19 protein-coding genes are annotated in these 18,345 nt (G+C 74.7%); 11 read left to right on the forward strand and 8 right to left on the reverse strand.

The features are described 5' to 3' along the window. The first annotated feature begins 67 nt into the window (after positions 1–67). Genes ACQEVB_RS06240 through ACQEVB_RS06255 form a run of 4 tightly spaced genes read left to right on the forward strand, consistent with a single transcriptional unit; the run spans position 68 to position 2,913 of the window. Positions 68–277: a hypothetical protein gene (locus ACQEVB_RS06240; RefSeq protein ID WP_432966341.1), complete on the forward strand. Its 210-nt coding sequence runs from the start codon at positions 68–70 to the stop codon at positions 275–277. Continuing rightward, positions 274–738, forward strand: a complete 465-nt coding sequence (locus ACQEVB_RS06245; RefSeq protein WP_432966343.1) for a RidA family protein — start codon at positions 274–276, stop codon at positions 736–738. The genes ACQEVB_RS06240 and ACQEVB_RS06245 overlap by 4 nt, the downstream gene beginning before the upstream one ends. Then, the gene (locus ACQEVB_RS06250) at positions 735–1,331 is read left to right on the forward strand and encodes a hypothetical protein (RefSeq protein WP_432966345.1); all 597 of its coding nucleotides are present in this window, start codon (positions 735–737) and stop codon (positions 1,329–1,331) included. The genes ACQEVB_RS06245 and ACQEVB_RS06250 overlap by 4 nt, the downstream gene beginning before the upstream one ends. A 25-nt stretch (positions 1,332–1,356) precedes the next feature. Continuing rightward, positions 1,357–2,913, forward strand: coding sequence for a hypothetical protein (locus ACQEVB_RS06255; protein ID WP_432966347.1), 1,557 nt, complete (start codon positions 1,357–1,359; stop codon positions 2,911–2,913). 4 nt (positions 2,914–2,917) lie between these two features. On the opposite strand, the gene ACQEVB_RS06260 is transcribed toward ACQEVB_RS06255, so the two are convergent. Beyond that, positions 2,918–3,811: a Gfo/Idh/MocA family protein gene (locus ACQEVB_RS06260; protein WP_432966349.1), complete on the reverse strand. Its 894-nt coding sequence runs from the start codon at positions 3,809–3,811 to the stop codon at positions 2,918–2,920. 37 nt (positions 3,812–3,848) lie between these two features. Here ACQEVB_RS06260 and ACQEVB_RS06265 point away from each other — a divergent pair, with 37 nt between their 5' ends. Both ACQEVB_RS06265 and ACQEVB_RS06270 read left to right on the forward strand, forming a co-directional pair. Then, positions 3,849–4,571, forward strand: coding sequence for an NUDIX hydrolase (locus ACQEVB_RS06265; protein ID WP_432966351.1), 723 nt, complete (start codon positions 3,849–3,851; stop codon positions 4,569–4,571). Further along, on the forward strand, positions 4,568–5,359 hold the full coding sequence (locus ACQEVB_RS06270; RefSeq protein WP_432966353.1) for an MBL fold metallo-hydrolase: 792 nt from the start codon (positions 4,568–4,570) through the stop codon (positions 5,357–5,359). Before ACQEVB_RS06265 ends, ACQEVB_RS06270 begins: the two co-directional genes overlap by 4 nt. Here ACQEVB_RS06270 and ACQEVB_RS06275 read toward each other — a convergent pair whose 3' ends face one another. From ACQEVB_RS06275 to ACQEVB_RS06285, 3 genes are all read right to left on the reverse strand, one after another. Continuing rightward, on the reverse strand, positions 5,360–6,589 hold the full coding sequence (locus tag ACQEVB_RS06275; RefSeq protein ID WP_432966355.1) for an MFS transporter: 1,230 nt from the start codon (positions 6,587–6,589) through the stop codon (positions 5,360–5,362). Positions 6,590–6,640: 51 nt separating this feature from the next. Further along, the gene (locus tag ACQEVB_RS06280) at positions 6,641–7,315 is read right to left on the reverse strand and encodes a Crp/Fnr family transcriptional regulator (RefSeq protein WP_432966357.1); all 675 of its coding nucleotides are present in this window, start codon (positions 7,313–7,315) and stop codon (positions 6,641–6,643) included. 157 nt (positions 7,316–7,472) lie between these two features. Beyond that, entirely contained in the window at positions 7,473–7,724 is a 252-nt protein-coding gene (locus ACQEVB_RS06285) for a hypothetical protein (protein ID WP_432966358.1), read from the reverse strand. Positions 7,725–7,895: 171 nt separating this feature from the next. Between ACQEVB_RS06285 and nth the strand changes: the two genes are divergently transcribed. From nth to ACQEVB_RS06305, 4 genes are read left to right on the forward strand one after another with little or no spacing between them, the layout of a single operon-like run. Beyond that, positions 7,896–8,705 (forward strand): endonuclease III, encoded by an 810-nt coding sequence (gene nth, locus ACQEVB_RS06290; protein ID WP_432966359.1) that lies wholly within the window; start codon positions 7,896–7,898, stop codon positions 8,703–8,705. Next, a complete protein-coding gene (locus ACQEVB_RS06295; protein WP_432966361.1) occupies positions 8,702–9,328 on the forward strand; it encodes a TlpA family protein disulfide reductase in 627 nt (208 codons plus the stop codon). Before nth ends, ACQEVB_RS06295 begins: the two co-directional genes overlap by 4 nt. Continuing rightward, positions 9,325–10,044, forward strand: a complete 720-nt coding sequence (locus ACQEVB_RS06300) for an NUDIX hydrolase (RefSeq protein ID WP_432966363.1) — start codon at positions 9,325–9,327, stop codon at positions 10,042–10,044. Before ACQEVB_RS06295 ends, ACQEVB_RS06300 begins: the two co-directional genes overlap by 4 nt. Then, a complete protein-coding gene (locus ACQEVB_RS06305) occupies positions 10,041–11,237 on the forward strand; it encodes a MarP family serine protease (RefSeq protein WP_432966365.1) in 1,197 nt (398 codons plus the stop codon). Before ACQEVB_RS06300 ends, ACQEVB_RS06305 begins: the two co-directional genes overlap by 4 nt. A gap of 3 nt (positions 11,238–11,240) precedes the next feature. Here ACQEVB_RS06305 and ACQEVB_RS06310 read toward each other — a convergent pair whose 3' ends face one another. Continuing rightward, a complete protein-coding gene (locus tag ACQEVB_RS06310) occupies positions 11,241–12,383 on the reverse strand; it encodes a S1C family serine protease (protein WP_432966367.1) in 1,143 nt (380 codons plus the stop codon). A 170-nt stretch (positions 12,384–12,553) separates the two neighbouring features. Next, complete coding sequence (locus ACQEVB_RS06315) at positions 12,554–15,742, reverse strand: hypothetical protein (protein ID WP_432966369.1); 3,189 nt, start codon at positions 15,740–15,742, stop codon at positions 12,554–12,556. 419 nt (positions 15,743–16,161) lie between these two features. Here ACQEVB_RS06315 and ACQEVB_RS06320 point away from each other — a divergent pair, with 419 nt between their 5' ends. Continuing rightward, a complete protein-coding gene (locus tag ACQEVB_RS06320) occupies positions 16,162–16,644 on the forward strand; it encodes a helix-turn-helix domain-containing protein (protein ID WP_432966371.1) in 483 nt (160 codons plus the stop codon). 8 nt (positions 16,645–16,652) lie between these two features. On the opposite strand, the gene ACQEVB_RS06325 is transcribed toward ACQEVB_RS06320, so the two are convergent. Together ACQEVB_RS06325 and ACQEVB_RS06330 are read right to left on the reverse strand one after the other, a co-directional pair. Beyond that, positions 16,653–17,192 carry a hypothetical protein gene (locus ACQEVB_RS06325; RefSeq protein WP_432966373.1) on the reverse strand — a complete coding sequence of 180 codons (540 nt, stop codon included), beginning with the start codon at positions 17,190–17,192 and terminating at the stop codon, positions 16,653–16,655. 25 nt (positions 17,193–17,217) lie between these two features. After that, complete coding sequence (locus ACQEVB_RS06330) at positions 17,218–18,345, reverse strand: DUF6545 domain-containing protein (protein ID WP_432966375.1); 1,128 nt, start codon at positions 18,343–18,345, stop codon at positions 17,218–17,220.

Here is an 18,345-nt window from a genome sequence, read left to right on the forward strand (position 1 = left end):
TCAGGTTAAGCGCCCTGAACCGCCCGCCCGACCGGTGGTGACGAGAGGCGCACTACAGTTCGGGTGCATGAGCGAGCTTGCGAGCGAATCATCGGCCCCGCGCGCTCCCGGAGCTGCCAGGACGAAGTGGGAGTACCTCACCGCCCCGGTGCTGATCCACAACACCCAGGCCATCCTCAACAACTTCGGCCGGGACGGTTGGGAGCTGGTCACCGTGACGACCGGGCCCCGCGACGAGCAGCTCGTGGCGTGGTTCAAGCGGCCGGTCCAGTCGTGACGACAGCCACCGAGCGCCTCGCCGAGCTGGGCATCACGCTGCCGTCCGTCGCGGCCCCCGCCGGCTCGTACGTTCCGGCGCGCCGTACCGGCAACCTCGTCTACACCGCAGGTCAGGTGCCCTTCGTCGACGGCAAGATCGCCGCCACCGGCAAGGTCGGCGACACCGTCACGGCCGAGGAAGCGGCCGGGCTCGCCCGCATCTGCGCCCTCAACGCGCTCGCGGCCGTCGACGCGCTCGTGGGCATCGACGCCGTCACCGGCGTCGTGAAGGTCGTCGGGTTCGTCGCCTCGGCCGAGGGCTTCACCGGGCAGCCCGGCGTGATCAACGGCGCGTCCGACGTGCTGGCCGAGATCTTCGGGGAGGCCGGCAAGCACGCCCGGTCCGCCGTCGGTGTCGCCGAGCTGCCGCTGGGCGTGCCCGTCGAGGTCGAGCTGATCGTGGAGGTGGAGCCGGGATGACGCGGACGCCCGAGGCGGCATGCCATGACCTCCTGCTGCGACTGGCCGACCGGCTCCCCGACGAGCTGCTGTGGCGCCTGCGTGACTGGCTCGCCGCCGGAGGACGGGCAGCACTCGCGGCCACGCTGCCGCGGGAGCTGCTGCGCAACCGCATCGGGCTCAGCGACGAGGAGATGGAGCTGCTCGGCGCGTGCGCCGGCGCGTGGGGGGCCTCCCCGCGGCTGCTCGACTCGATCCTGCCCGCCGTCGGCTCCCCCGACATCCCGACGTTCGATCCGGCCGCCGACACGGCACTGGACGCCGCCGCGCTGGCCGTGCTCGCCGTCGTCCGCGACCACCCTGGCGTCACCCGGTTGCAGCAGTCCTGGCGGGTCGGACCGCACGGGCGGCAACGCATCGTCACCATCGAGGGTGGCGATACCCCCTGGGGGCTCGCCGCAACGGTCCAACGCATCCTGCGGGCGCATGGCGACCGCACACCGTGCGTAGAGGTGCTTCCACCGCACGAGGAGCCCTCCGCCTACCACCGGGCAGCCATCATCGGGAGCACGACGCTCTGGGGCGCGGCAGCACCGGAGCAGGCGAGCGTGTGACGTGGTGAGATCGGAGGCGGCCGGCATGGAGGGTCCCACGTACGAGTCGACCCACCAGCTGCTGCTCGGCCTCGCCGGCCACGTCGACGACGACCTGCTCGGCTGGGTGCGGGAGCTGGCCGCCGTGGGCGAGGAGGCGCGGGCCGTCTCGCTCGTCACCGCCGACGTGGTGGCCGAGCGCATCGCGCTGCCCGCGCCCGTCCGCACCGCGCTGGCCGACGCCGCACGCGCCGCCCGGGCGGGGATCGACCCGATCGAGCTCGCACCGGCCGCCGAACCCACCGTCGAGCACCGCTTCGCCGCGGCTCCGGCGGGCGCTGGCGACGTCGCCGCGGCGGTCCGGGCGCTGCCCGCGCGGCAGCTCCAGGGCACGTCGGTGCACCTCACGTGGCGGCTCACCCCTGCGGGCACGGCCCCCGGGCCGCTGCCGCACCCCGTCGTGATCGTCGAGATCGACCCGGTCCGCCACTCCGGCGAGATGCTGTCCTACCTCGTCGCGTCCGGTCTGGCCCGTGGGGGCGTGCACGCCTCCGTCGAGGTGATCGCCGCAGGTCAGGCGCCACCGCCGTACCAGAGGGCCGCGCTGGCGGCTGCGGTCCCGGTCGCCGTCGGCGGCGCGCCCGTGCCGGAGCCGATCACCGAGAACGTGCCGACGGTGCCGGCCCCCGAGACCACCGCCGTCACCGAGCCGGTGCGCATCGTCCGCCCGGTCGACAACGAGCCCACGGTCACCGAACCGGTTCCCGAGGCGGAGCCGGTCGCCGAGGCCGTCGAGCAGCCCGCCGACGAGGAGCCGGTCGAGCCCGAGCCGGTGCTCGACCCGAGCGAGCCGCACCCGTTCGCCGACATCCCGCCCGCGCGCCCGCGGCGCCGTCCCGCAGCCGACGCACCGGCCCTGTCCGCATTGTCCGACCCGCTGTCCGGGCCGCTGTCGGAGCCGCTGATGGCGCCGCTGCTCGACCCCACGATCCACGAGCACGACCCGCTCGGCGTCGACCACCTCGTCGGACCGTCCCGGCACCCGCTCGCCCCCGTGCCGGACGAGCCGGACGAGCCGGCCGAGGAGCCCGCGGCGGAGGAACCCGCGCCGGAGCCCGAGCCGTCGCCTGAGGACAGCTGGGCGGCGGAGTGGGAGTCCGGCGCGTGGGCGATGCCGCTCGACGAGCTGGAGAGCTCACCGGCCGAGCCGGCGGCCACCACCGATGACGAGCCGGACGACGGTGACGTCGACGACGACGTCGAGCGGGAGCCCGCGCCCCGGCACGGGCTCGACCTGCACGAGGAGCCTCCGGCTCCGGAGCCGCCACGACAGCTGCGCGCCCCCCGGCCCACCCCGATGCAGCCGAACCGGCGCGGCGAGCGGCCGGATCCGCCCGCCCCGCGCGGCCCCGAGTCGCGACCGGCCACCCGCCCGGAGCCGGCCAGGTTGAGCGACGCCGACCGCGAGCTGCTCGCGCGGTTGCAGGCCGAGCTGGTGCAGGGTCGCAAGCCCCGCCGGCCCGGTGCCTCGGCGACCGGTCGCCCGGGGTCGAACGGACGCGGGCCCAACCGGCGCACCGAGAACCCGCCCGACGCGTCGTAGGCCGTCAGCGCGCGAGCGCGCGCACGCCGTCCACGATCTCCTGCAGTCTTAGCCCACGGGCCGCATCGGCGACGGGCATCGGCCCGGTGCCGTGGACGGCCGCGAGGAACTCGTCGAGGAGGGCCTTGTAGCACTCCTGCGCGTCGGCGACCCGGCCGCGGAACACGTGCGTCCCGGCACCGCCGTACGCCGCGATCTCGATCTCCGACGGGTCGACGGGCAGCCGCAGCGACAGCACCGTCGTCGAGCGCGCGCCGCCGGCGTGGCGCAGGCCGAACCGCCAGAGGTCCGGCTCGTCGTAGCGGGCCCACTCGATGTCGACGACGGGCCCCAACGCGCTCTCGAGCAGGTCGACGACGTGCGGGCCGAGGTCGAGCACCGCGCCGTTGCCGGGCTCGGCCCGCCATCCCGACGTGGCGTAGGGCCCGCCGAGCAGCGCACCGGAGAGCCAGCGGGCGAGGCCGACGGTGTCCGGCGACGCCGGCTGATGGCCGAACCCGGCGAGCCACTCCTGCACACCGGCGTCGTGCCGCAGCGTCAGCACGACGGACGACACGACCCCCGCCGCAGCGACCGCGTCGACCACCTTGCGCGCGCCGGCCACGTCGGCGGCGAGCGGCTTCTCGCAGATCAGGTGCCGTCCGGCGGAGGCGGCCTCGATCGCGAGCCCGGCCTGCACCTGCGGAGGGACGGCGAACGCGACGGCGTCGACCGCGTCGACGAGCTCGGCGAACGAACCGGCGAGGGGCGCACCGAGACCCGCCGCAGCCTCGGGCCGGCGGGTCCACACCGCGGCGAACTCGACGCCGGGGTGCGCGACGAGGGCGGGCGCGTGGACGGTGCGGGCCCAGTGCCCGCCGCCCACGAGCCCGATGCGCAGGGGAGCGGAACGCGTCACACCGCCATCCTGCCCGCTGACGCCTACGCTGACTCGGGTGCCCGTTGTCCCCAAGCCCGCGGCGACCGTGATCCTCGTGCGTGACGCGCCGCACCTCGAGGTCTTCCTTCAGCGGCGCGTCGCCGGCATGGCGTTCGCCGGCGGCATGACGGTCTTCCCCGGTGGCGGGGTGGCCGACGACGACCGCGTCGCGACGGGATGGTCGGGCCGCCGACCGTCATGGTTCGCGGAGCGGCTGCGCTGCGACGACGAGCTGGCAACGGCGTTCGTGCGGGCCGCGGTGCGCGAGACGTTCGAGGAGTGCGGCGTCCTCCTCGCCGGTCCCGGGCCGGCGCCGGCGAGCGAGCGCGAGGAGCTGGTGGCCCGGCGGCGCACCCTCGACGAGGTGCTGGCCGCGGAGGGTCGCACCCTGGACGCCGACGAGCTGCACCCGTGGGCCCGGTGGATCACCCCGGAAGTGTCGCCGCGGCGCTACGACACCGCGTTCTTCGTCGCCGCGGTGCCGCCGGGCCAGGAGGCCGACGCGCGCACCACGGAGGCCGTGGAGGCCACCTGGTGGCGGCCCGAGGACGCGCTGGCCGGTGCGGAGCGCGGCGAGCTGGCCCTCATGACCCCGACCGTGACGACGCTGGAGGAGCTGGCCGAGCACCCGGACACCGCGTCCGTGCTCGCCGCGGCCGATGCGCGCCCGATCGAACCCATCACCCCCGGCGTGCTGCAGTTCGGCATCCGGCCGTCCGAGATCGCGCGGCAGCAATGACCGAACTCGCCTACGGCCGGTTGCGCGCCGTCACCCCGTTCGCGTCCGTGGTGCTGGAGCAGAACCCCGGCCCGATGACGCTCGACGGCACCAACACCTGGCTGCTGCGCGCCCCGGGCTCGGCCGCGTGCGTGGTGGTCGATCCGGGCGACGAGGATGTCCCGCACCTGGAACGGGTGGCGGAAGCCGCCGGCACCGTCGCGCTCGTGCTGATCACGCACTGGCACCACGACCACGTCGGCGGGGCGCCGTGGTTCGCCGACCAGACCGGCGCGCCGGTGCGGGCGCTCGACCCGGCACTGACCGTCGGCGGTGCCCCGCTCGTCGACGGAGAGGTGATCGAGACCGCCGGCGTGCGGCTGCAGGTCGTCGCGACGCCGGGCCACACCGCCGACTCGGTGTCGTTCCTGCTCGACGGGCCCGATGCCGACCCGGCGGTGCTGACCGGCGACACGATCCTCGGCCGCGGCACCACCGTCATCGCGCACCCGGACGGCGCGCTGGGCCCGTACCTCACGTCGCTGCGGCGGCTGGCCGAGCTAAGTCCCGGCACGGTCGTGCTGCCGGGTCACGGCCCGGAACTGCCGGACGCCGCCGCGATCGCGTCCGGCTACCTGGCGCACCGCGAGCAGCGGCTCGACCAGGTCCGGGCCGCGCTGGCCACGCTGGGCGCGGACGCGTCGCCTGCGCAGGTCGTCGAGCACGTGTACGCGGACGTGGACCGCTCGCTGTGGCGGGCCGCGGAGCTGTCCGTCCGGGCCCAGCTGGACTACCTGCGCAGCGCCTGATCAGGCTGCTGCCGGCGCCGGCTCGGCGACCAGGCTGCCCCGGCGCACCCACAGCAGCGCCGCGAGCGCGACCCCCGCCACCCCGCCGGCGAGGAACGCCGCGGGCGGTCCGGCCTGCTCGACGGCGATCCCCGCGATGGACGAGCCGGCCGCGATGCCGAGGGTCGCCGCGGTGATCACCCAGCCGAAGCCCTCGGTGGCCGCGCCGGCCGGAGCCGCGACCTCCACGGCCAGCGAGTGGGCCGTGACCTGCGGCGTGATCAGCGCACCGGCCACCAGCATGGCGACGACCAGCGGCACCAGCGAGGAAGCGAGCGCCGTCGCGGCCATCACGGCGCCCATCGCGCCGAAACCGGCCAGGAGCACCGGCAGGCGCAGGTGCAGCGGCCTGGGCCACGGCCGCAGCGAGTACAGCACGCCCGCCAGCACGGACGCGATCGACCAGACCGACAGCAGCACGCCGCCGAGGGTGGCGCTGCCGGCCGCCGTGGTGACGGCCGGCACCCCGACCTCGACCGCGCCCACGACGAGCCCGAACCCGAGCGACGCCACCGCGACCGTCCGCATGCCGGGTCGGGCGATCGCGCCGAGCATCCCCGCGCCCTCCGCCACCGGGGCGACCTCCTGGCGCCGCGCGGTCGGGCTCAGCGCGAACCCGACGGTGCCCAGGACGAGCCCCAGCACCGCAACCACGAGCCCCGTGCCCGGCCACGGCGCGGCGACGAGGAACGCGGCCAGCGCCGGCCCGAGGATGAAGAACACCTCGAGGCTGATGGCCTCGTAGGCGTAGGCGGCGTCACGGCGCGGGCCGGGCGGGACGAGCACGCCCCACAGCGCGCGTGAGGCACCCGGCAGCGCGGGCTGCGTCAACCCGACGAGGACGGCGAGCGCGACGAGCACCGCGACGTGCTGGCGGGTCTCGATGGCCCACAGCAGCGCGCCGGCCGCGACGGCGAACGCGAGCGCGGCCACGAGCAGGGGCCGGGCCGGGCCCAGCCGGTCGACGATCCGGCCCTGCCCGACCGATCCGAGCGCCACCCCGACCAGCGTGCCGGCCGACACCAGCCCGGCCGCGGCGAACGAGCCGGTGGTGCGCTGCACGTAGAGCAGCGTGGCCATTGAGAACATCGCGATCGGCAGCCGGCCGATCGCGGACGCGAGGACGGGTAGCCGTGCTCCGCGCAGGGTGAGCACGGCCCGGTAGTCGGAGAACGTGGAGGAGGCAGCCACGATCACCAGCCTCGCACGGACCCGGCCCCGATCAGGGCCGGGTTTCCGGAGTCAGCGCGCCCGGCGGGCCAGCCGCTCCGGCTCGAGGATGAGCACGCTCTTGCCCTCCAGCCGCAGCCAGCCGCGGTGGGCGAAGTCGGCGAGCGCCTTGTTGACGGTCTCGCGGGAGGCGCCGACGAGCTGGGCGATCTCCTCCTGCGTGAGGTCGTGCGTGACGCGCAGGAGGCCGGACTCCTGGGAGCCGAACTGGCGCGCGAGCTGCAGCAGCGCCTTCGCGACGCGGCCGGGCACGTCGGTGAAGATCAGGTCGGCGAGCGCGTTGTTGGTGCGCCGCAGCCGCCGGGCCAGCACCCGCAGCAGCTGCTCGGCGATCTCCGGGCGCTTGCCGATCCACTCGCGCAGCGCGGCCCGGTCCATCGTGTACGTGCGGACCTCGGTGACCGCGGTGGCGGACGACGTGCGCGGCCCCGGGTCGAAGATCGACAGCTCGCCGAACATGTCGGACGGGCCGGCCACCATGAGCAGGTTCTCCCGGCCGTCCGGCGACTTGCGGCCGATCTTCACCTTGCCGGCAGCGACGATGTAGAGGCGGTCGCCCGGCTCACCCTCGGCGAAGATGACCTGGCCCCGCGCGAACTCCGCCGGGTCGAGAGCCTGGGCGAGCGCCTCGGCCGCGTGCGGCTCGACACCCTGGAAAATCCCTGCCCGGATCAGAACCTCGTCCACTGCTCGCTCCTCGTCCCCGCCGCTGCCCCGCGGCTGATCACCCGCGGCAGTCTAGGGGGTCCGCCCACCGATGTGACCTGGCACTCACCGATGGCACCCCCGGAAGGGTTACCGGCGGTAGTTGCGCACGAGACTAGTACGTCCGTACTGGCAAGGCTCAGGCAGCCTTGTTGCGGCGCGGTGCGCGCCGGCTGCGCGGTGTCCGGTTGCGCAGCCGGAACAGCTCGAGCGCGCGTCCGGTGCCCTGGCGGAAGAGGGCACGGACCTCGTCGGGTCGTGGCCGGTCGAGCAGCTCCTCGAGCTCCTCCGGGCGCACGGTGGACTCCCGCAGCCTGGACTCCACGCGCTCCATACCGAGCGCGAAGAACATCACCAGCAGCGGCACGAGGACGGACAACCAAGCAGTCATGTCGGGGGAGATGCTCTCGCACCCGTCTGCGTTGTGCTGAGGCGGGGGTCCGCGCGCCACCGACCCGTTGCCGATTCGTGACCCGTACCTGCGGAGAGCCACCGAACGTGACCGTTCGGTGGCATCCGTGCCGGCCGGCACGCCCGCTCGGCACTTCCGTACATTGGACGGGTGACCACCAGCGTGCGCGAGGGCCTGCCCCGCGCCACCGCGCGGCTGGCCAAGCGGGTCGCGGCCGGCGAGCCGCCGCTCGGCAAGGCGCGGCGGGTCGGGCGGATGCTGCGCACGCTCGCCGCCACGCACACCGACGCGCACTGCGAGCTGGACTTCACCACGCCGCTGGAGCTGGCGGTCGCCACGATCCTGTCGGCGCAGAGCACCGACAAGCTGGTCAACCAGGTCACCCCGGCCCTGTTCCGGCACTACCGCACCGCGCTGGACTACGCGCAGGCGAACCGGGCCGAGCTGGAGACCGAGATCCACTCGACCGGGTTCTTCCGCAACAAGGCGGCCGCGCTCATCGGGCTCGGCGCCGCGGTCGTCGAGAAGCACGGCGGCGAGCTGCCCGCCACCCTCGACGAGCTGGTCGCGCTGCCGGGCATCGGCCGCAAGACGGCCAACGTGATCCTCGGCAACGCGTTCGGCGTGCCCGGCATCACCGTCGACACCCACTTCGGCCGGCTCGTGCGCCGCTGGGGCTGGACCGACCTCGAGGACCCGGTCAAGGTCGAGCAAGCCGTCGGCGCGCTGGTGCCGAAGCGGGACTGGACGATCGTGTCCCATCAGGTGATCTTCCACGGGCGCCGGGTCTGCCACGCCAAGAAGCCGGCCTGCGGGGCGTGCACGCTGGCCGCCGACTGCCCGTCGTTCGGCCTGGGTCCGATCGAGCTGGAACCGGCGGCGGCGCTGGTCAAGGGCCCGTCGCGAGCGCACCTGCTCGAGATGGTCGGCATCACCGACGCCGTTCCCGAGGCGCAGTGAGCGAGACCGGCACCCGGACGGGGCCACGCCGGGCCGAGATCATCTCGACGGTCGTGGTGATCGTGCTCGTCGCGCTCGCGGTGGTGGCGCTGTGGCCGCGCGATCCCGCGCCGCGCACCGCGGCCCCTGCGCCCGCGACGGACATCGCTGCTCTGCGCTCCGCGGCCGCGCTGCCGCCCTGCCCGAGCCCTGGTGCGGCGCCCGCGGCCGGCCCGCTCGCCGGGATCACCGTCACCTGCCTCGGCGACGGCGGCCGGGTCGACCTCGGCGCCGCGCTGGCCGGCCGGACGACGCTGGTGAACGTGTGGGCGTCCTGGTGCGGGCCGTGCCGCGCGGAGCTGCCGGCGCTGGCCGAGTACGCGGCACGCCCGGGCGCCGTCGCGGTGCTCGGCGTCGACGTGCGCGACGCCGACGAGCCGGCCCTCCAGTTGCTGACCGATCTCGGTGTCCGGCTGCCGTCGGTGGCCGATCCGGGCTCGGCAGTGCCGACCGCCCTGCGCTCGCCGCCGGGGGTGCCGCTCAGCTACCTCGTGCGACCGGACGGCAGCGTCGCGCTCGTCGACCCGCCCGTCCCGTTCGCGAGCGCCGACGCCGTGGCCGCGGCGGTGGAGCGGCTGTCGTGAGCGCCGCGCACAACGGTGACGGCCCCGCGACCGCGGTGCGGCCGGACCTCGCCCCGGCGTGGCTGGCCCCGCTCGTCGAGCGCGCTGCGGAGGTCGTGCCGGGCTGGATCGGCCAGCGCAGGCTCGTGCCGCCGGCCGGTGGCGGTCGCCCGGCATCGGTCCTGATCGCCTTCGGGGACGGCCCGCAGGGCCCCGACCTGCTGCTGGTCGAACGCGCCGCCACCCTGCGCGACCACGCCGGGCAGGTCGCGTTCCCCGGCGGCGGCGCCGAGCCGGGCGACGCCGACCCGGTCGCCACCGCGCTGCGGGAGGCCGAGGAGGAGACCGGCCTCGACCCGTCCGGGGTGGTGCCGCTGGTGCAGCTGCCCGACCTGTACGTGCCGCCGTCCGGGTTCGTCGTCACGCCGGTGATCGCGCACTGGGCCCGTCCGGTGGCGGTGCGCGCCGTGGACCTCGGCGAGACGGCGTCCGTGGCGCGGGTGCCGTTGGCGCAGCTCGCCGACCCGGCGAACCGGTTCACCGTGATCCATCCGGCCGGCTTCCAGGGTCCGGCGTTCGCCGCCTCCGGACTGCTCGTGTGGGGCTTCACCGGGGGCTTGCTGGCCGCGTTGTTGGATCTGGGAGGGTGGGCGCGCCCGTGGGACACCACGGTCGTCCGCACGCTCGACGACGCGTGGTCCTGGGCGAGACAGGTTCAGCAGGAGGTCGGTCGGTGAGTTGGGTCGACCTGGTCGTGATCGGGCTCGCCGTGATCGCCGCGGTGTCCGGGTGGCGGCACGGCATGGCGGTGGCCGCCCTGTCGTTCGTCGGCGTGCTCGGCGGGGCGATCATCGGCGTGCGGATCGCGCCGGTGCTGGCGTCGGGCATCGAGAGCCAGTCGACCCGCATCATCGTGAGCATCGCCGTCGTCGTGCTGCTGGTGGCACTCGGCGAGACCACCGGGGTGTTCCTCGGGCGCCGGATCCGTGACCGCATCACGGGCGAGCGGGTCCTCGCCGTCGACTCCACCCTGGGCTCGATCCTGCAGGCGATCACCGTCGTGCTCGCCGCGTGGCTGGTGGCGCTGCCGCTGGCCTCGGCCAGCTTCCCGGCGCTCGCGGCCGGCGTGCGGGGCTCGGAGGTCCTGCGCGCCGTCGACGGCGTCATGCCGGAGGGCGCCAAGGAGCTGCCCGACGAGCTGCGCAAGCTGCTCGACAACTCCGGCTTCCCGGACGTGCTGAGCCCGTTCGCCGAGACCCCGATCACCGACATCGGGCCGCCGAACGTGGCGCTGGCGAAGAGCCCCGCGGTCAAGCTCGTGGGTCCGAGCGTCATGAAGGTGCGGGCGAAGGCGCCGTCGTGCCAGCGGCAGATGGAGGGCACCGGGTTCGTCATCGGGCCGCGCCTGATCATGACCAACGCGCACGTCGTCGCCGGGTCGTCGAGCGCACTCGTGGAGGCCACGGGCGGGCGTGACCTCCCCGCCGACGTCGTGTACTACGACCCGCGCATCGACCTCGCCGTCCTGCGCGTGGGACGGGCACTGGGCGCCGACGCGCTGCAGTTCGAGCCGACACCGGCCAAGGCGGGCGACGACGCGATCGTGCTCGGCTACCCGCTCGACGGCGACTTCACCGTCACGCCGGCCCGGGTGCGGCAGAACATCAAGCTCAAGGGCCCGGACATCTACGAGTCGGGCGAGGTCGTCCGCGACGTCCTGACCGTGCGCGCGAAGGTGCAGAGCGGCAACTCCGGCGGCCCCATGATCGACCCGGCAGGCAAGGTGACCGGGGTGGTCTTCGGCGCGGCTGTCGACGACTCGGAGACCGGGTTCGTGCTGAGCGTCGACCAGGTGACCCCCGCGGTGCAGAAGGCGCTGGCCCTCGGCGACTCCCCGCCCGAGGTGCAGACCGGCAGCTGCGCGGCCTGAGGCTCAGCCCGGGATCGAGACCTCGACGCGGAACGACGTGCCGGGTCGCGTGTCGTAACGCGCGGCGCTGCCGAGGTAGCGGCCCTCGACCTGGACCGTCTCGCCGCGGTGGGCGCGCAGGGCCTCGCACACCGCGAACTCGTCGGGCACCGGCTGGCCGGCGATCGCGGTGAGGTAGTCCCCGCGCTCCAGCTGGCCCGCAGCCGCGGAGCCGTCGTCGACGGCGGACACCCACAGCCCCGGGGTCTCCTGCACGGTGACTGCGTACGCCTTGCGGTCACGGGACGGCACGAGATCGGCGTACAGGGGATCGCGCGGCGGCACCAGCGACCAGCCGACGTCGAGCACGCCCCGGCCGGCGGCCAGCTCCGGCAGCAGCTCGGCGATTCGCGACACGGGCACCGAGAACCCGGTGCCGGCAAGCGACTGCGACCCGGCGAGCGTGTTGATGCCGACGAGCCAGCCGTCGGCGTCGAGGAGCGGGCCACCCGAGTTGCCGGGGATCAGCCCGGCCGAGTGCTCGACCATGCTGCCCAGTGGCGGCCCGCTCGTCGGGATGCGGGCAGCGCGGTCGGCAGCCAGCGGTGCCTGGACCTCACCTGCCGTCGGGGTGGCGTCCGGGGCCCGCGAGCCGTCGTCGCGGACCGGGTAGCCCAGCGCCGTGACCCGGTCGCCCGTGCGCACGCCGCGCGACCCGTCGACGACGAACGCCCGCAGGTCGTCGGGCACGCTCTCCAGCCGGAGCACGGCCAGGTCGTCGCACGGCGCCTCGGCGAGCACCGTGGCCGCGAGCTGGGCGCCGCCGGAGGTGCGCACGCGTGCCCGTTGCGCACCGACGACGACGTGCGCGTTGGTCAGTACGAGGCCGCGCTCGAGGTCGACGACGGCGCCGCTGCCGGCCATGCCGACCCGGTCGGTGCCCTCGATCGTGCTGGTGATCTCGACGGTGGCGGCGCGGGCGTCGGCCAGCGGCTCGACGGCCGCGGCCCGGACGGGAGCGGCGACGGGTGCGGCGGGCAGGAGCAGGAGCAGCGCCAGGGCGAGGCCGGTGAACGGGAGTGCAGCGATGGCCCGCGCCCGCGTGTTCGCGGTGCCGGACGGGGCCGGCTCCGACCGGCGCTCGGCCCGAGCCACGAGCTTGATCACCGCAACCCCGCCGTTCACAGCAGTGGACAGGTCGGGTTCGAGGATATCCGGGCCGGGGCGGGCACGGGTCCGATTCAGGAGAACGGGTCGTGCAGAACGAGCGAGCCGGGCCGGTCGTGGAGGACCGGCCCGGCTCGGCGGGGTTCGCGCGTGCTGTGGTGGCTCGGCGGTCAGCCGTCCCCGCCGTCGTTTCCGCCGCCGTTGTCGCCGCCGTTGTCGCCGCCGTTGTCGCCGCCGTTGTCGCCGCCGCTGTGGTCACCGTCGCTGTTGTTGTTGCCGCCGTCGTCGCCACCGCCGTGGTCTCCACCGCCGTGGTCACCGCCGTCATCGCGGTTCCCACCGTCGTCGCCGCCGTGATCGCGGTCGCCACCGTTGTCATCGCCGCGGTCGCTATCGCCACCGTGGTCGCTGCCGTGGTCGCCACCGTCGTTGTCGCCGCGGTAGGACCGGTCTTCCGAGCCGTGGTCGGAGTCGCCGTCGGAGCTGCGCTCGTACTGGCGGTCGCCGTCGGTGTTGCGGTTGCCGTCGTTGTCGCCGTGGTCGTTCCACCCGCGGTCGCCATCGGAGTTGCCGTCCGAGTGGCTGTTGTCGTAGCTGTCGGGGTGATCGCCGCCGTAGTTGCGGTCGGAGCGGTCGCCGTTGGAGTCGTGGCCGCCGCTCTCCTGGTACGAGCGGTCGTGCTGCCCGGAGTCGTTGTTGTAGCTGTAGCTCTCGCTGTAGTTGTTGCCGGAGCTGCGGCTGTGGTCGTCGCCGTCGGAGCTGCGGTTCGAGTGCTGGTCGGAGTACTCGGAGTTCTGCGAGCCGTCCCTGTTCGAGCCGTCCCTGTTCGAGCCGTCCCTGTTCGAGCTGTCGCTGTGCGAGCTGTCCCCGTTCGAGCTGCCGTCGTGCGAGCTTTCCCCGTGCGAGCCGTCCCCGTCGGAGTCGGACCCGTAGCCGGCGTACTTGGCAAGCGCGGTGCGGGCGGCGCGCTCCCACTCCTCGTCGTCCATGCCCTCGTGCAGACCCACGGCGCCGGCCTTCTCCGGGTTCTCCGCCGTGTACTCCTTCATGATCTGGACGGCGCGGCCGACGACGGCGTCGTCGGTGCTCGACGAGTGACTCGAGCGCTCCGGTTGCGCCGACTCCCGCGTCGACTCCGATGGTTCATGCTCCGACGAGCTCGACCGCGGGCTGGACGAGCGAGCGGAGGAGTCGTTGCTCGACCGGTACGAGCTGGGCCGGTAGACGGCGTTCTGCTCGTCGGAGCTGCCCGAGTCGGACGCCTTCTCGTCGTCGTGGGACGTGCGCAGCTCGCTCGGACTGACGACGGCGGGCGATCCGCCGCCACCGAGCGTCTGCATGACGGGACCGGAGTCGGCGCTGTCCGAGCTGTCGGCGCTGTCGCTGCCGCTGTCGTCCGCAGCACCCCCGCCGATGCGGGCGGACTTGCCACGCGGCCGGGACGGTTCGTCGTCGGTCGAGCTGCGCCCGAAGCCGCGGAACACGGAGTCGTCACGGGACTGCTCGGCCTCCGCCGCGGAGCCTGCCGGCTCCGGCCCGTCGAGGGCGTCCGTGACGCCGCCGATCAAGCCCCCGGACGTGCCCGGCTCGGGGGCCGCGGCCGGGCCTCCGGCCTGCCCGTGGCCGCGCCCGATCCCGCCGAGCAGCCCGCCACCGTTGTCCGCGGTCGCGCCGGGCGCCGCGGCGTCGGCACCGGTGGGGCCTGGTTCGGCGGGCGCCGCGGCGTCGCGACCCCGGCCACCGCCGAGCACCTTCCCGAGGCCGTCGGTGGTCTTGCCGAGCACCCCCGGCGACTCGGGCGCCTTCTCCGCCGCACTGCCGGGCCCAGCCGGCCCACCGGGACCCGCCGGCTCCGCCTCCGAACCCGCGAGCCCCTTGCCCTTGCCCAGCAACCCCGGCGACTCCGGCGCCTTCTCCGCGGCGGGGCCTCCAGGACCCGCCGGCTCCTGCTCGGCGCCGCCCAGCACCTTGCCCAGACCATCCGTGACCTTGCCCAGCACCCCCGGCGACTCCGGCGCCTTCTCCGCAGCACTGCCCGACGCAGCCGGCCCACCAGGACCCGCCGGCCCCTGCTCGGCGCCGCCGAGCACCTTGCCCAGACCGTCCTTGGCCTTGCCGAGGAGCCCGCCGGAGTCCTCCGACTCCTCCGGCTGCGCGCCTCGCCGGTGCTCGTCGCCCGCCCGTCCGCCCGGCGGCTCGACGGGCAGCAGGCCGATCTCGGGGTCGTCGCCCGGCTCGCCGGTGGTGTGGTCGGGGTGGCGCCGCTCGTTCGACTCGCGGCCGCCGGCGACGACGGTCGGCGGGTCGTACGGGTGCTCGTCGCCGGGTTCCTCGTCGTCGTCCTTGTGGGCTTCGGGGTTCTCGACCAGGTCGATGACGGCGGCGGCCAGGTCGTGCGAGTCGTCGTCGGCCGTCGGGAGGGGGCTGCTCTTCGCGGACCGGGCGCCTTGCTCGAGCCGGTCCAGGTCCTCCTTCTTGGAGTCGCGGCGCCGCTGCGCCAGGTCGCGTTGCTGGTTCAGTGCGGCGAGCGCGTCGGCCTGGTCCTGGTCGCGGGTGGGGGTCGCGGACTCCTCGATGACGTCCTCGAGCTCGGCCACCTGCTTCTCGGCGGCGTCGAGCTCCGACTTCGCCGAGTCGACCTGCTTGACGGTCTCGACCTGCGACTGCAGCGCGGCCTGCTGCTGGAGCAGGAGGGACTTGCGCTGCTTGAGCCGGGTCACCGACTTCGGCGGGGTCTTGCCGGCGAACTGGGGCGCCAGGCGGGTCTCGTAGGTGGCCTCGGCCTGGTTGATCTGGTCGAGCTCGCGGCCGATCGCGGCCAGCCGGACCCCGGCCTCGGAGATCCACTGCGTGTTCGACGCCAGTGGCTCACCCGGCTGCGACGGCTGGATCGTGCCGCTCGAGCTGAGCCACCCGGCGCCCGACGCGATCATGCCCGTGATGCCGACGAGCGCCACCAACCTGCGGCGACGCCGCGCGGAACCGTCGATCCGGTCGGTGAGGGCGGCCAGCGCGGCCGCCGACACCGGGCGGCGCGGGCCGGGTACTGCAGCCGGGCGCTCGGGTGCCGAGCCGGCGGGCAGCGCAAGGGGACCGGGGGTGGGATCGGCGGAGTGTGCAGCGGGACCGCCGTGGGCCGACCGGTTCGCGGTGAGCGGCGCGAGCACGGCCGAGTTCGCGGCGACCGGCTCGAGCGTCCGGGAGCCGGCGTGCGCGGCCTCGGCGGCGCGCCGGCGGTTGATGACGCGGGCCCGCGCGCGATGCTCCGGCGAGCAGTAGCGGCGCGGTGGCCGCCCCGGGCTCACCGGCGGCAGCTCCGCCGAGCACCCCGGCAGCGCGCAGTGCGACACCTCTTCCACCCGATTTCCCCCTCGACGTGGAGTACTGCTCATCGCTTCACCGTCATTGCGCCGGATGACGTCCGCGGAACGCGTCGCGCCACCCCCGACAGGCGCACGATCTTCATCCGAACGCTGGACCTTACCCAGATCACACACGATCTGTCAGCCATTCGAGCGGAGTTGCCCGACGACAAAACAGCACGTCGGAGGCATATCGACCCTCCGCAATCGGGGCTATCGCCCTCCGTAGACGAGATCGCCGAACCCTTTACACACAGTTGGCCCAATGCCGTCCGAACGGCGTAATCGCACGCGTGATGTCGCGAGCGGCCGGGGTGGCGCTCCATCCGGTGCGTGATGGATGACACGATGTGCACCGACCCGTACGCCGCCGTGGACACGGCGCTGCGACCGGTACGGATGGAGGTCGATGTCTCGTGGGCTCCCCGCGACCCCCCGACGCACCGGGTGCCGCCCGCAGCCCGCGCCGCCGGACGCTGCCCGAGAAGATCGAGTACCTGTTCACGACGGTGCGCCCGCCCGGCGGGATGGGCCGCACCTACACGGTCCGCGAGATCGCCCAGCGGGCCGAGGCGGCCGGGCACGCCATCTCCCACAGCCACATCCACCAGCTGCGCCGTGATCCCAGCCGCAGCCCCACCGTGCGGGCGCTGGAAGCGCTGGCCGCCGGTTTCGGGGTGTCGGTGGCCTACTTCTTCAACGACGAGACGGCCGCCCGCATCGAGGAGGACCTCGAGCTGATCGCCGCGCTGCGCGACGGCCTGGTGCGCGACGTCGCGCTGCACGCTGCCGGCCTGTCGGAGGCGAGCCTCTCCTCGATCATGCAGATGATCGACCGGGCGCGGGAGTGGGAGGGGCTCGGCGACGTGCCCGTGGCTCCGCCCGACCAGCCGTCCTGACCCTGCCGTCACGGTTCCCCCAGCAGGTCGGCCAGTCCCCCGCCGAGCTCGGCGAGCAGGTGCTCGGCGATCAGCCGGCCGGTCACCTCGGCCTCCTGCTCCTGCTCGCCTGACCCGCAGTCGGCGCGCCCGAGCCAGCTCCGCAGGTCGCTGCAGCGCCCCATGATGGCGGTGATGTGCGCGGCCGACAGGCCGAGCTGCTGGTCGGCGAAGGCCGGCAGCGGGCCGGTCAGCTCCTTGCCGTCGACGGGCTGCGGCTCGTGACCGCACACCATGTGACCGAACTCGTGGCCGATGATGACCACCTGGTGCATCGGGCTGGTGCGGCGGTCGACCCACACGATGTCGCGGTGCCGCAGCTGCAGCCACAGCCCGGTCGGCAGGGCCAGGTCACCGGGATCGCCCACGACGACCCGGATGGGCCGCCCCCGCAGTCGCTCCAGCGCCGAGCGGAACCCCGCGATCGTGCGCGGCAGCTCGGGCAGCACCTCGTGCAGCCGCGTCCGGCACTGCTCGACGAGCTGCGCGGTGGGTCCCTGGTCGCTCACGGCGTCCCCGTCCTCGTCGTGGTGGTCACCGCTCGACCGCCGGTTCTGCTGGGGTGCGTGCGGCGATGCGACGCGCGGCGCCCGACACGTCCCGGACGCGCCGCGCCCGCGTGATCGCGGCCAGCCATCGGGCCTCCTCGGCGGGGGTGCGACCGCCGCCGAGCCGGCTCAGGTCGGCCGGGTCGGTGGCCCGCCCGTCCGGGTCGGCCGCTTCCGCCGAGAGGCCGATCTGCAGGCACACGGCGGCGGTGAACGCGCGGGCCGACGTTCCCGACAGCCGCAGCCGGCGGGCGTGCACGGCCGCCGCGGCGACCTGCGCACGGTCGAGGTGCTGCTGCAGCTCCCACATCCGGTCCCGGATCTCCACGAGCACGGGGAACAGCCCTTCGGACGGCGCCTCGACGCGCGGGCAGCCGAGCCAGTCGGCGAGCGCCGCGACCTCGTCGACCACCCCGCCGGAGTGCGCCGGACGCAGCAGCGGCATCGTGACCCCGACCAGGAACAGCACCACGAACGCCGACTGCAGCAGCAGCGTCAGGTGCGGCAGGGGACCGGCGGGTTCGGTGCCGGTCAGCGCCGCCACCTGCGTCAGCACGCCCAGCGCCGACGCCAGCCCGAGGCAGGCCGCGGCGAACAGCAGCAGCACCGTGGCCGAGCGCACGCTGCTCAGCGGCAGCACGCGCACTTCGCGCAGCTTGGCGAGGCCGATCACCGAGACGGCCGCGAGCAGCGCGGTGTGCAGCAGCAGCCAGTGCAGCGCGACGGCCGGGTGGGTGGCCGACGTGGACGCGGAGTGGGGCGCCGACAGCCAGGTCGCGACCAGCCCGACCACCGCGACGGCCGTGCCGCCGACCACCGCGGCCGCCGGGACGGGCCGGTGGTCGGCGCGGACGGACGCGTGCGCGAGCCCGCGCACCAGCACGGCCGCCGCGAGCACCGCCGTCACGTCGGCGAGGAGGGTCGCCAGCGCGCCGATGCCGGTGAGGTCGGCCAGGAGCTGCGCGTTCGACGCGATCGTGACCGTCGTGGTGACGGCCAGCAGCAGGCACGCCCACCACGTCTCGTCGAGGCGGCGCGCGCGGACCCCGCGCAGGATCACCACACCCCAGCACAGGATGGCGATCGCGCGGACGACGTCGTCAGCGGTGATCAT

The organism is Pseudonocardia sp. CA-107938, from assembly GCF_050936315.1.
Taxonomy (GTDB): Bacteria; Actinomycetota; Actinomycetes; order Mycobacteriales; family Pseudonocardiaceae; genus Pseudonocardia.